This window comes from Pseudomonas sp. GW821-FHT04C07, assembly GCF_059420325.1.
The window spans coordinates 1-13,564 of sequence record NZ_JBWKTM010000023.1; the positions used below are offsets into that span (position 1 = coordinate 1).

Annotated in this window: 11 protein-coding genes; 9 read left to right on the forward strand and 2 right to left on the reverse strand. The window is 60.3% G+C overall.

Annotated elements, in window-relative coordinates:
- Positions 1–151: 151 nt before the first annotated feature.
- A complete protein-coding gene (locus tag AC07UI_RS28220; RefSeq protein WP_494995587.1) occupies positions 152–763 on the reverse strand; it encodes a glutathione S-transferase in 612 nt (203 codons plus the stop codon).
- Positions 764–928: 165 nt separating this feature from the next.
- Between AC07UI_RS28220 and AC07UI_RS28225 the strand changes: the two genes are divergently transcribed.
- Positions 929–1,795, forward strand: coding sequence for a patatin-like phospholipase family protein (locus AC07UI_RS28225; protein ID WP_494995588.1), 867 nt, complete (start codon positions 929–931; stop codon positions 1,793–1,795).
- Positions 1,796–1,806: 11 nt separating this feature from the next.
- Here AC07UI_RS28225 and AC07UI_RS28230 read toward each other — a convergent pair whose 3' ends face one another.
- Complete coding sequence (locus tag AC07UI_RS28230) at positions 1,807–2,727, reverse strand: MurR/RpiR family transcriptional regulator (protein WP_494995589.1); 921 nt, start codon at positions 2,725–2,727, stop codon at positions 1,807–1,809.
- Positions 2,728–3,040: 313 nt separating this feature from the next.
- On the opposite strand from AC07UI_RS28230, the gene AC07UI_RS28235 reads away from it, so the two are divergent.
- The 8 genes from AC07UI_RS28235 to AC07UI_RS28270 all read left to right on the forward strand — a co-directional run bounded on the left by AC07UI_RS28235 (position 3,041) and on the right by AC07UI_RS28270 (position 13,433).
- Positions 3,041–4,978 (forward strand): bifunctional 5-dehydro-2-deoxygluconokinase/5-dehydro-2-deoxyphosphogluconate aldolase, encoded by a 1,938-nt coding sequence (locus tag AC07UI_RS28235; RefSeq protein ID WP_494995590.1) that lies wholly within the window; start codon positions 3,041–3,043, stop codon positions 4,976–4,978.
- A 168-nt stretch (positions 4,979–5,146) separates the two neighbouring features.
- Entirely contained in the window at positions 5,147–6,055 is a 909-nt protein-coding gene (iolE, locus tag AC07UI_RS28240) for a myo-inosose-2 dehydratase (RefSeq protein ID WP_494995591.1), read from the forward strand.
- Positions 6,052–6,861 carry a 5-deoxy-glucuronate isomerase gene (iolB, locus tag AC07UI_RS28245; RefSeq protein WP_494995592.1) on the forward strand — a complete coding sequence of 270 codons (810 nt, stop codon included), beginning with the start codon at positions 6,052–6,054 and terminating at the stop codon, positions 6,859–6,861. Before iolE ends, iolB begins: the two co-directional genes overlap by 4 nt.
- A gap of 41 nt (positions 6,862–6,902) precedes the next feature.
- Positions 6,903–8,405 (forward strand): CoA-acylating methylmalonate-semialdehyde dehydrogenase, encoded by a 1,503-nt coding sequence (locus AC07UI_RS28250; protein WP_494995593.1) that lies wholly within the window; start codon positions 6,903–6,905, stop codon positions 8,403–8,405.
- Between the two features lie 49 nt (positions 8,406–8,454).
- Entirely contained in the window at positions 8,455–9,276 is an 822-nt protein-coding gene (locus AC07UI_RS28255) for a TIM barrel protein (RefSeq protein ID WP_494995594.1), read from the forward strand.
- A gap of 154 nt (positions 9,277–9,430) precedes the next feature.
- A complete protein-coding gene (iolD, locus tag AC07UI_RS28260) occupies positions 9,431–11,368 on the forward strand; it encodes a 3D-(3,5/4)-trihydroxycyclohexane-1,2-dione acylhydrolase (decyclizing) (RefSeq protein WP_494995595.1) in 1,938 nt (645 codons plus the stop codon).
- Positions 11,369–11,410: 42 nt separating this feature from the next.
- On the forward strand, positions 11,411–12,436 hold the full coding sequence (gene iolG, locus AC07UI_RS28265) for a bifunctional inositol 2-dehydrogenase/D-chiro-inositol 1-dehydrogenase (RefSeq protein WP_494995596.1): 1,026 nt from the start codon (positions 11,411–11,413) through the stop codon (positions 12,434–12,436).
- 136 nt (positions 12,437–12,572) lie between these two features.
- Entirely contained in the window at positions 12,573–13,433 is an 861-nt protein-coding gene (locus tag AC07UI_RS28270; protein WP_494995597.1) for a sugar phosphate isomerase/epimerase family protein, read from the forward strand.
- Positions 13,434–13,564: the final 131 nt, after the last annotated feature.

Here is a 13,564-nt window from a genome sequence, read left to right on the forward strand (position 1 = left end):
TTGTTTCAGATCGTTCCCACGCATGTCAGATCGTTCCCACGCTCCGCGTGGTAACGCATCCCGTGACGCTCTGCGTCACAGCCGAAGGCGGACGCGGAGCGTCCATGGCGGCATTCCTTTGCTGCGCGTGGGAACGATCAGAAGTCCTGCTTCAGGTAGCCGGAGTCGAGATGAACGCCTCGAGTTGCTCGGCATATGCCGTGAAACGACTGACCAGTGGGAACTGCGCAACGTCGACCTGGTCGGCGATCACCAGTTGGGTAAAGCTCCAGGCGACGGCGAGGGTGATGCCGTCCTGAGCGATCGAGCCGTCCATTTTCAGCGGCTGTCTGAGCAGCTCTCGTTCCAGCTCTGAATACGCCGCCAGCAACTGCCCATGAACACGCTCCAGCCACGGCGCATGTTGTTTCTCGGCAGGTCGCAGGTTCCTCTCGTAATAGATCTGAACCGATTTCTCGTTGGCTGCCATTGCCAGCCCTATCAGCCGCAGGGAACGCAGGCGCTGCTTCAGGTCGGCGGGCATCAGGCTGTTGCCGGGGCCGGCCAACGCCTCCAGATACTCGATGATCAAGTTCGAGTCCATCAGCACTTCGCCGTCGCCCAGAACCAGCGTCGGAGCCTTGACCACCGGATTGATCCGCTGGAATTCGTCGAACCCCCGGAACACCGATATCGACGCATGTTCGAACGGGATATCCAGGCATTTCAGGGTAATGGCGACGCGTCGAACGTAAGGTGAATCCAGCATTCCGATCAGCTTCATGTACAGCTCCTTGTGATGAGCAACGGTGCGATGACGGGGGCTAATTTAGCGGTAAACCTTCAGGGTTTACCATCCTCTTGAACAGGAAGTTTATGCCCGGGTTGGGTGCCCATTCGCCAGCTATGCTTGCTAATCCATGGGCTGAGTTGAAGCAGGAGGCCTGAAATGTCCGCCATTAAAACTGCGCTGGTCCTGGCCGGCGGCGGCAGTCTGGGGGCTGTTCAGGTCGGCATGTTGCGGGCGCTGGTCGAGGCCGGAGTTTCTTTCGATCTGGTGATCGGCGCGTCGGTGGGGGCCATCAATGGCGCGTATTTCGCGGCCAAACCCAATGCCCGGGGCGTCGCCGAGCTGGCGGACTTCTGGCGAGGCTTGCACAAGGGAGATGTGTTTCCGTTCTCGCTGATCGATACCCTGGCCGCGATCCTGCGGCATCGAGGTTTTTTGCTGCAGTCTTCGGCGCTGGAGCATTTGGTGCGCCGCGCGCTGCCGGTCACGTTGATCGAAGACACCGAGCTGCCCCTGTATATCGTCACCACCAACCTGCTCACTGGCGCCGAAGAACTGCTGTCGAGCGGCAGTGCCGAACAGGCCTTGCTGGCCAGCGCGGCTATCCCTCTGGTGTTTCCTTGCGTGCAAATCGGCGACAAATGGCTGGTTGATGGCGGCGTGGCCAGCAACACGCCGATCGCCAGTGCGGTATCTCTTGGGGCGACACGTGTCGTGGTGGTGCCAACCGGGTTCGGTTGCGCCTGTCCGCGCCCGCCGGCCGGTCTGGTGGCGCTGGCGCTACATACCCTGAACCTGATGAGCATGGGGCAACTGGTGCGGGACATTGAGCTGTATTCGCCGCGGGCCGACATCCATGTGGTCGCGCCGCTGTGCCCTTTGGGGATTTCGGTGTTCGACTTCAGCCAGACCGATCAGTTGCTGCAACGGGCCTATCAGCAAACCCTGAGCTGGATCGAGAAGGGCGGGCTGGTGCGTACCGGGGTTCCGGGTTCATTACAGGCCCACACTCACCACGCGAAGTAAGTCAGCTTGCGCTAATCCTCAAACCCCACCTGCTCGTGAATTTCATCGACCTTCAATTCCAGTCGATAGGCCACGGCGATAAACAGCGCCTGACACAAGCACAAGGTCGCACTCAGCGAGCGGAAGGCGAACGAGCTGCCCTCATTGACCAGCAGCACCGTATTGGCCCGCTTGGCCAGGGGCGAAAGGTTGCTGTCGGTGATGATCAGGGTTTTCGCCTGATGCAGCTGGGCGATACGCAGGCAGTGCTGGGTTTCCTTGCCGTACGGCGTGAAGCTGATGGCGATCACCAGGTCGTTGGCGCGCACGCTGCGCATCTGTTCGCGATAACTGCCGCCCAGCCCCGAGACCAGGTGAATACGTTTGTTGGTGTGTTGCAGGTTGTAGACCAGGTAATCGGCCACCGCGAATGAACGACGCACGCCGACGACGTAGATATTGTCCGCATTCACCACCAGATCCACGGCTTTGTCGAACGCCTGGTCGTCCAGTTCCAGGCCCAGACGCTCGATGCCTGACAGCGTGGCGTTGACGCATTCGCGCGCCAGATCGCCGCCGCTGGCTTTCTGCGACTTGTTGGCGATCATGCTGCGAATGCGCTGCTGGTAGTTCTGCACCGGCGTGGTTTTGTGGGTGTAGGCCTCGCGAAACAGCGCCTGCATCTCACTGAAGCCACTGAAGCCGAAGCGCTGGGAGAAGCGCACGATGGCCGAGGGATGCACTTCGCATTCACGAGCAATGTCGCTGATGCGGTCGACCATGATCCTGTCGCTTTGCTGGCTCATGTAGCTGGCGATGCGTTTGAGCTGGCGCGGCAGGCTTTCGTATTCGTCGGTGATCAGCTGCAGCAGACGCTCGGCATTGATCGGGGGGCTGAGGAGGTCGCTCTCGGGCGGACTCTCGGGCGTAGCCGGCTGATCGGTGCGGGACATAAAAAATCCTTCTGGCTTGTTCTTATAGGGACGGCTAGTGAATGCCGGCCCTCGACAATAGGTTGGCTGTGCGCAGTCTACAGGGTAGGCGCAAATAAAATCTTGAGTGTGAAGTCAAGTGATGGATTGCTGAATCGATCCACTGTGTCTGGATCAGTCCTGGAAAAGCTTATTGGAAAAAATATTCCATGTAAAAAATTTATAGAATAAATATTGATTGGCGCCGCGAGACGTTTTAGTCTGGCCCCACACCAAGAGTGTTCGGCGCCTCCACAGCGGCGAACGCAGGCTGATAAAAATAACAGGAGCCAGCATGGGCCAGACTCGTTTTGCCAGTGGGCGTCAATTGGATCTGATCTGCCTCGGGCGCCTTGGCGTCGACCTCTACGCACAGCAAGTGGGTGCGCGGCTGGAGGATGTCAGCAGTTTCGCCAAATACCTGGGGGGGTCATCGGCGAACATCGCCTTTGGTACCGCACGCCTGGGCCTTAAATCGGCGATGTTGAGCCGGGTAGGGGACGACCATATGGGTCGTTTTCTGCTCGAGTCCCTGGCCCGCGAAGGCTGCGACATCAGCGGTATCAAAATCGATCCTGAACGCTTGACCGCCATGGTTTTGCTGGGTCTCAAGGACCGCGAAACCTTTCCCCTGGTTTTCTACCGCGAAAACTGCGCCGACATGGCGTTGCGCGCTGAAGACATCCAGGAATCCTTCATCGCGTCCAGCAAAGCCTTGCTGATCACCGGCACGCATTTCTCCACGGACGGCGTGTACAAGGCGAGCATCCAGGCGCTGGAATATGCCCGCAAGCACAACGTCAAACGGGTTCTCGACATCGACTACCGCCCGGTGCTCTGGGGCCTGGCCGGCAAGGCTGACGGCGAAACCCGTTTCGTCGCCGACCAGAAGGTCAGCCAGCATGTGCAGAAAATTCTCCCCGGCTTTGACCTGATTGTCGGCACTGAAGAAGAGTTTCTGATTGCCGGCGGCAGCGAAGACCTGCTCACTGCGCTACGCACGGTGCGTTCGCTGACTGCCGCAACCCTGGTGGTCAAGCTTGGTCCGCAAGGTTGCACGGTGATTCACGGGGTGATCCCGGTGCGTCTCGAAGACGGCGCGATCTATCCCGGTGTGCGGGTCGAAGTACTCAACGTGCTTGGGGCCGGCGATGCCTTTATGTCGGGCTTCCTCAGCGGTTGGCTGGAGGATGCGAACGACGAGCGTTGCTGCCAGTTGGCCAATGCCTGCGGCGGTCTGGTGGTGTCGCGGCATGCCTGTGCCCCGGCGATGCCGACCCCTGCCGAACTGGATTACCTGTTCAACAGCCCGGTGCCGATTACCCGACCCGATCAGGACGTGGTGCTGCAACGCCTGCACCAGGTCAGTGTGCCGCGCAAAGCCTGGAAGCAACTGTTTATCTTCGCCTTCGACCATCGCGGGCAACTGGTCGAACTGGCGCAAAAGGGCGGCCGTGACCTCAACAGCATTGGCCAACTCAAGCAGTTGTTCATCAAAGCCGTGGAGCGGGTCGAGGCCGATTTGCGCAAGCAAGGCATTGAAGCGGATGTCGGGCTGTTGGCCGATCAGCGCTTTGGTCAGGATTCGTTGAACGCCGCCACCGGTCGCGGCTGGTGGGTCGCGCGTCCGGTGGAAGTCCAGGGTTCGCGGCCATTGGCTTTCGAGCACGGTCGTTCGATCGGCAGCAACCTGATCGCCTGGCCTCAGGAGCAGATCATCAAATGCCTGGTGCAATTCCATCCTGACGACGAGCCGATGCTGCGTCTGGAACAGGAAGCGCAAATCAAGGGCCTGTATCAGGCGGCGCAAGTCAGCGGCCATGAATTGCTGCTGGAAATCATCCCGCCCAAAGATCATCCCTCGCCTCATCCGGACGTGCTCTATCGCGCCATCAAGCGCCTGTACAACCTCGGCATCTTCCCGGCCTGGTGGAAGATCGAAGCGCAAAGTGCAGCCGAATGGGAGCAACTCGATGCACTGATTCAAGAGCGCGACCCTTACTGCCGGGGCGTGGTGCTGTTGGGCCTGAATGCGCCGGCCGCAGCCCTTGCCGAAGGTTTTCAGCAGGCCAGTCAGAGCAAGACCTGCCGTGGCTTTGCTGTCGGCCGGACGATTTTTCAGGAACCCAGCCGGGCCTGGATGGCCGGTGAAATCGATGATGAAGCGCTGATCCAGCGGGTGCAGGGCACCTTTGTCGAATTGATCGAGGCCTGGCGCGCTGCTCGCGCTTGAAACTGATTTGTGTGTGGACACTGGACCTGTGGGAGCGAGCTTGCTCGCGATGACGGCGGCACATTCAACATCAATGTGATTGTCATACCGCTATCGCGAGCAAGCTCGCTCCCACAGGGTTCTGCGCCACATTCAATGGTTAATGTAAAAACAATAAAAGGTGCAGCCATGCCCGCAATCCGAATTGGCATCAACCCGATTTCCTGGAGCAACGACGACCTGCCATCGCTGGGCGGTGAAACGCCGCTGAGCACTGCCTTGAGCGAGGGCAAGGAGATCGGCTACGAAGGTTTCGAGCTCAACGGCAAGTTTCCCAAAGACGCCAAAGGTGTCGGCGATGTGCTGCGGCCCTACGACCTGGCGCTGGTCTCCGGCTGGTACTCCAGCCGTCTGGCCCGGCGTTCGGTGGCCGAGGAAATCGACGCCATCGGCAGTCACGTCGAGCTATTGGCCAGGAACGGCGCGAAGGTGCTGGTCTACGGCGAAGTCGCCGACTCGATTCAGGGCCAGCGCATTCCACTGGTCGAGCGCCCGCGATTGCATACCGAACAGGCCTGGCAGGAGTACGCCGACAAGCTCACGGAGCTGGCGCGTTTCACCTTGTCCCAGGGCGTGCGCCTGGCGTACCACCACCATATGGGTGCCTACGTCGAATCGCCGACGGACATCGACACGCTGATGAGCCTGACCGGCAGCGAAGTCGGCCTGCTGTTCGATTCGGGTCACTGCTACATGGGCGGCGGGGAACCCCTTGAGGTGCTGCGCAAACATATCGACCGCGTTTGCCATGTGCATTTCAAGGACGTGCGCAAACCGGTGGTGCAGCTGGCGCGCAACAACCTCTGGAGTTTCCCGGACTGCATCATCAACGGCACCTTTACCGTGCCCGGCGACGGCGATATCGACTTTGCCGCGCTGCTCGACGTGCTGCTGGCCGCCGATTATCACGGCTGGCTGGTGGTCGAGGCCGAGCAGGATCCGGCCGTTGCGCCGAGTTATGTCTACGCGAAAAAGGGTTACGACACGCTGCGTGGTCTGCTCAATGCCGCCGTATCTAACCGGAGCGCTGGAAAATGAGTCTTTTGGTCAAAAGCAAGGCGCACGGCCAGACCATGGTCGAGCTGGGCGCCGGTGAGCTGGAGTACGTCGGGTTCGCCGCCTACCGCTTGAGCCTTGGCGAAACCCTGCCGGTCCGCGCTGGTGATAAAGAACTATGTCTGGTGCTGCTCAGTGGTCGGGTCACGATTCAGGGCGAAGCGCCGGGGCAGGGTGCGTTCAATTGGGACAACATCGGCGACCGGCAGTCGGTGTTCGAGGACAAGTCTCCGTTCGCCGCCTACTTGCCACCGCAGAGTCAGGCGCAAGTGGTCGCCTTGAGCGATGTGCAGATCGCCGTCTGCGCCGCCCCCGGTTCGACCACCAACGGCCTCGGCCCACGGCTGATCAAACCGCAGAACATGAAGCGCAGCGTGCGCGGCAAAGGCGCCAACACCCGTTATGTCTGCGACATCCTGCCAGACACCGAGCCGGCCCATTCGCTGCTGGTGGTGGAGGTGCGTACGCCTTCCGGGCATTCGTCGAGCTACCCGCCGCACAAGCACGACACCGACGACTTGCCGCACCAGAGCTTTCTCGAAGAGACCTATTACCACCAGATCAACCCGCCCCAGGGCTTTGTGTTTCAGCGGGTCTACACCGACGACCGCAGCATCGACCAGGCCATGGCCGTGGAAAACAGTGATTTGGTGGTGGTACCCAAGGGCTATCACCCGGTCAGCGTGCCCTACGGTTACGAGTCGTATTACCTGAACGTGATGGCCGGGCCCAAACGCGTCTGGCAATTCCATAACGACCCGCAGCACAGCTGGCTGCTGGATCTGTAGGCCTTACTGCGCTTTTAATTTTCAGACGGAGAACAAGAACAATGAGTGACGCCCAGGTAATCGGTCATTACATCAACGGCCAGGTGCAGGACAGTGGCAGCGAACGCTTCAGCAATGTCTTCAACCCGGCCACTGGCAGCGTTCAGGCACGGGTCGGACTGGCCAGCCAGAAGACCATCGACGAAGCCGTCGCGTCGGCCTTGAAGGCGTTCCCGGCCTGGTCCGAACAATCGTCCTTGCGTCGCTCACGAGTGATGTTCAAGTTCAAGGAACTGCTGGATCGTCATCACAATGAGCTGGCGGAAATCATCAGCCGCGAACACGGCAAAGTCTTTTCCGATGCCAAAGGCGAGGTCACTCGCGGCATCGAGATCGTCGAGTACGCCTGCGGTGCGCCGAGCCTGCTCAAGACCGAGTTCAGCGACAACATCGGCGGCGGCATTGATAACTGGAACCTGCGTCAGCCGCTGGGCGTCTGCGCCGGCGTCACCCCGTTCAACTTTCCGGTGATGGTGCCGTTGTGGATGATCCCGATCGCGCTGGTGACCGGTAACTGTTTCATCCTCAAGCCGTCGGAGCGCGACCCTTCGGCCAGTTTGCTGATGGCGCGCCTGCTGACCGAGGCCGGTCTGCCGGACGGCGTGTTCAACGTCGTTCAGGGCGACAAGAGCGCGGTCGATGGTTTGCTGCAACACCCGGACGTCGAGGCGATTTCCTTTGTCGGTTCGACGCCGATCGCCGAGTACATCCACCAGCAAGCCACCGCGCGTGGCAAGCGCGTGCAGGCGCTGGGTGGGGCCAAGAACCACATGATCGTCATGCCCGACGCGGATCTGGATCAAGCCGCCGACGCGTTGATCGGTGCTGCGTATGGTTCGGCCGGTGAGCGCTGCATGGCGATTTCGATTGCCGTGGCGGTGGGCGATGTCGCTGACAGGCTGATCGAAAAGCTGCTGCCACGCATCGACCAGCTCAAGGTCGGCAACGGCATGCAGGGCGACAGCGACATGGGGCCGCTGGTCACTGCCGAGCACAAGGCCAAGGTCGAAGGTTTTATCGACGAGGGTGTGGCCCAGGGCGCGCAACTGATTGTCGACGGTCGACACTTCAAAGTGCCGGGTGCAGAGAACGGTTTCTTTGTCGGCGCGACGCTGTTCGACAAGGTCACGACCGAAATGAGCATCTACCAGCAGGAAATCTTCGGTCCGGTACTGGGCATTGTCCGGGTCGCGGATTTCGCCAGCGCTGTGGCACTGATCAACGCTCACGAGTTTGGCAACGGCGTGTCCTGCTTCACCAGCGATGGCGGCATCGCCCGGGCGTTCGCGCGCAGCATCAAGGTCGGCATGGTCGGCATCAACGTACCGATTCCGGTACCGATGGCCTGGCATTCCTTCGGCGGCTGGAAGCGCTCGCTGTTCGGCGACCACCATGCCTACGGCGAAGAAGGCATCCGTTTCTACAGCCGCTACAAAAGCGTGATGCAGCGCTGGCCTGACAGCATCGCCAAAGGCCCGGAATTCAGCATGCCGACTGCCAAGTAATTCAGCGTTTACCCCGAATGCATAACCTTCAATGCGGAGAATAAGAAAAATGAGCCAGCCCCTGCGTTTCGCCCTGAATCGTATGGTTGCCCCACGTTTGTCACTGCCGGACTTCATTGACCTGGCGGTGACCTTGAAAGCCGATGCCATCGAGATCCGCAACGACCTCAAAGGTGTCGAGATCGAAGACGGTACGCCGCCGGCTCGGGTCCGTGAGTTGTGCGCGGCCCAAGGGATCAAGGTGCTGTCGATCAACGCGCTGTATCCGTTCGATGTGTGGAACGACGAACGCCGGGCGCAAACCCTCGAGCTCGCCGCCTATGCCCGCGACTGCGGTGCAGAAGGATTGGTCATGTGCCCGCTCAATGATCGTGCCGATCCGCGCACAGAGGCAGAGCGCAACGCCGGGTTGCGCACGGCACTGAGCGAACTGGCGCCGATCCTGCGCGAGTACGGGATTCTCGGCTTTATCGAACCGCTGGGTTTTGAGGAGTGTTCACTGCGGCGCAAACGCACGGCGGTGGATGCGATCAAGGCGATTGGCGGGCTGGATGTTTTCCGCCTGGTGCATGACACCTTTCACCATCACTTGGCCTGCGAGCATGAATTCTTCCCCGAGCTGACCGGGCTGGTGCACATCTCCGGTGTCGAGGATGCACAAGCACCGCTGGCGACCATTCGCGACGGTCATCGGGTGCTGGTGGGCGAGGCGGACATTTTAGGCAATGCCGCGCAGATCGATACCTTGCTCAGCACCGGCTACAAGGGCTACCTGTCGTTCGAACCGTTTGCCGAAAGCGTGCATGGGCTGGCGGATATCCAGCAGGCGATTGGCGCGAGCATGGAGCATTTGAAGCACGCGCTGGCCTGACACGGTTAATGGATTGCCCGGATCTAATGTGGGAGCGGGCTTGCTCGCGATGGGCGCGACACGGTGGCGTCTGGTACATCGACATCGCGAGCAAGCCCGCTCCCACACTTGATCCCGGTCAATCTCTGGATTTGCATTCACACAAGGTGCAAGCATGACTACTACAAGACTGACCATGGCCCAGGCCCTGGTGAAATTCCTCGATAACCAGTACGTCGAGGTGGATGGAGTCGAGAGTAAATTCGTCGCCGGGATATTTACCATTTTCGGTCACGGCAACGTGTTGGGCCTTGGCCAGGCACTGGAGCAGGACAGCGGCGAGCTGGTGGTGCATCAGGGCCGCAACGAACAGGGCATGGCCCACGCGGCCATCGGTTTCGCCAAGCAACACCTGCGGCGCAAGATCTACGCCTGCACTTCTTCGGTCGGGCCGGGCGCTGCGAACATGCTCACCGCTGCGGCAACAGCGACTGCCAACCGTATTCCGTTGCTGTTGTTACCCGGCGATGTCTACGCCAGCCGCCAACCGGATCCGGTACTGCAGCAGATCGAACAGTTCCACGACCTGAGCATCAGCACCAACGATGCGTTCAAGGCCGTGAGCAAATACTGGGACCGGATCAACCGCCCCGAGCAGCTGATGAGCGCAGCGATCCACGCCATGCGGGTGCTCACCGATCCGGCGGAAACCGGCGCGGTGACCCTGGCCTTGCCCCAGGACGTGCAGGGCGAGGCTTACGATTACCCGGATTATTTCCTGCAAAAACGCGTACACCGCATCGACCGCCGACTGGCTACCGAAGCGATGCTCGGTGATGCCCTGGCCTTGCTCAAAGGCAAGCGCACACCGCTGATTATCTGCGGCGGCGGGGTCAAATACTCAGGCGCCAATGCGGCGTTGCAGGCCTTTGCCGAGCGTTTCGATATCCCGTTCGCGGAAACCCAGGCCGGTAAGAGCGCGGTGGTTTCAGCCCATCCGCTGAACGTCGGCGGTATTGGCGAAACCGGTTGCCTGGCGGCAAATCTGCTGGCCAGGGGGGCTGATCTGATTATCGGCATCGGCACCCGATACACCGACTTCACCACCTCGTCGAAATCACTGTTCCAGCATCCCGAGGTGCAATTTCTCAACCTGAACATCAGCCCCTGCGATGCGCTGAAACTCGACGGCGTGCAGTTGCTGGCCGACGCTAAATCCGGCCTGCAAGCCTTGTCCGATGCGTTGGCGCTAACCGGTTATCGCTCCGCGTGGGGCGATCAACCGCGCCAGGCCAAGGCGCAACTGGACGCCGAGGTCGACCGTGTTTATCAGGTCCAATACCAGACTCAGGACTTCGTCCCGGAAATCAACGACCACATGGACCCGGCGGTACTGCGCGAGTTCATCGAGCTGACGGGCTCGTGCCTGACCCAAAGCCGGGTGCTCGGCGTGCTGAATGAAACTTTGCCCGGTGACGCGGTGATCGTTGCCGCCGCCGGCAGCCTGCCCGGTGACCTGCAACGCAGCTGGCGCAGCAAGGGCGTGAACACCTATCACGTCGAGTACGGCTATTCCTGCATGGGTTACGAGGTGAATGCCGCGCTGGGCGTGAAGCTCGCCGAGCCTGAACGCGAAGTCTATGCGCTGGTGGGTGACGGCTCGTACCTGATGCTGCATTCGGAGCTGGTCACCTCGATCCAGGAGCGACGCAAGATCAACGTGATCCTGCTCGACAACATGACCTTCGGCTGCATCAACAATTTGCAGATGGAACACGGCATGGACAGCTTCGGCACCGAGTTCCGTTTCCGCAACCCTGCTACCGGCAAGCTCGATGGTGGTTTTGTGCCGGTGGATTACGCCATGAGCGCGGCGGCCTATGGCTGCAAAACCTACAAAGTGAACACGGTTGAAGAGCTGCAGGCGGCGCTGGCCGATGCCCGTTTGCAGACGGTGTCGACACTGATCGATATCAAGGTTCTGCCCAAAACAATGATTCACAAATACCTGTCCTGGTGGCGCGTTGGCGTGGCGCAAGTCTCCACCAGCGCACGCACCGATGCGGTAGCCAAAACCCTGAATGAACGACTGGCCAAGGCCCGTCAGTACTGATTGCTCTGGATACAACAACAAACATTCCAATGGAGAACAGACATGTCTTTGCTTTCTAATTCGTTGCGGATCGGCGTCATCGGCACCGGTGCCATCGGTCAGGACCATATCCGTCGTTGCAGCCAGACCCTGCTCAACAGCCAGGTGGTGGCCGTTACCGATATCAATCTTGAGCAGGCGGCCAAGGTTGTCGCCGACTTGAAACTGACCGCCGAGGTCTACCCCGATGGCCATGCGCTGATCAAGGCGCCGGAAGTCGAAGCGATTTTGGTCACGTCCTGGGGCCCGAGCCATGAAGAGTTCGTACTCGCGGCGATTGCCGCCGGCAAACCGGTGTTCTGCGAGAAGCCGCTGGCGGTGACCGCCGAAGGCTGCCGCAAGATCGTCGAGGCCGAAGTGGCCCATGGCAAGCGTCTGGTGCAGGTCGGTTTCATGCGCCCGTACGATCAGGGCTATCGGGCACTCAAGGCGGTGATCGACAGCGGCCAGATCGGTGAACCGCTGATGCTGCATTGCGCGCACCGCAACCCGAGCGTGGGCGAGAACTACAAGACAGACATGGCGATCACCGACACGCTGATCCATGAACTGGACGTGCTGCGCTGGCTGCTGGCCGATGATTATGTGTCGGTCCAGGTGGTGTTCCCGCGCAAGACCAGCAAGGCCCACGCTCACTTGAAGGACCCGCAGATCGTGCTGCTGGAAACCGCCAAGGGCACCCGCATCGACGTCGAGATTTTCGTCAATTGCCAGTACGGCTATGACATCCAGTGCGAAGTGGTCGGCGAGACCGGTATTGCCAAACTGCCTGAGCCATCCCAGGTGCAACTGCGCAGCGGCGCCAAACTCTCCAATGCGATTTTGATGGACTGGAAGGATCGCTTTATCGCCGCGTATGACGTCGAGTTGCAGGCGTTTATCGACGGCGTACGGGCCGGGCAAGTAGGCGGGCCGTCGGCCTGGGATGGCTTTGCGGCGGCGGTGGCGGCGGATGCCTGCGTTGCAGCACAGCAGAGCGGGACGATCGTCAAAGTCGCGCTGCCTGACCGTCCGAAGTTTTACGGCTGACCGATCGTTCCCACGCTCCGCGTGGGAATGCATCCCGTGACGCTCTGCGTCATCTGGCGACGGACGCGGAGCGTCCAAGGCGGCATTCCCACGCAGAGCGTGGGAACGATCAAGCAGCTGGTGAAGGAGAAAAATTATGCGCATCGCACTAGATCCCTACATGTACCGCAACCTGTCCCTGGGCAAGATGGTCGACAAGGTTGCCGAGCTTGGCTACGAACATATCGAACTGTCTCCTCGGGAAGATTTCCTGCCGTTCTACAAGGCGCCACGAGTCGACAAGGCGCGGATCAAGGAATTTCGCAAGGCCCTCAGCGACACAGGTGTGAAGCTCTCCTCGCTGTTGCCGATGTACCACTGGGCCGCTGCCGACGAAGGCTTGCGCCAGGCGGCATTGCGCAACTGGAAGCGCGCGATCCAGATCGCCGTGGAAATGGACTGCGAGCTGGTCAATACCGAGTTCACCGGACAATCGGACAACCCGCTGGTTTGTGAGAACCAGTTCATGCGCTCCATGGACGAGCTGATGCCGGTGTTCGAGCGTGAAGGCATCAAGCTCGATATTCAGGCGCACCCTTATGACTTCTGCGAACGCAACAACGAATCGGTAGACATCATTCGCGGTCTGGATCGCGACTGGATCAACTACCTCTACGCAGCGCCGCACACCTTCTTCTACGACGACGGCAAAGGCGACATCGCCTCGATGCTCAAGTACGCCGGCGATAAGCTGACCCACTTGATCATCGCCGACACCTACAACCACAAAGCCTCGTCGGGCCTGCGCTACATCGTCAACCCGCCGGGCGTAACCGCCACCGTGCATCAGCACCTGGACATCGGTCAGGGCGAAGTGGACTGGGAGGCGTTTTTCAGCACCCTGCGCGAGATCAAGTTCGACGGCATTGCCACGGTCTCGGTGTTCGCCTGGGAAGACCGGCCGGATGAGTCCAACCGGATGATGCTGGAGCGGGTCAAAAGCGAACTCTGCCGCTAAGCACGAGTCTCCGTAGCAGCTGGCGAGCCCGCGAGGCTGCGTTCGAGCGCGAAGCGGTCGTAGTCCATCAAACTCGGTGTGCCTGATGCACCGCGATTGCAGGTTTTACGGCTGCTGCGCAACCGAACGCA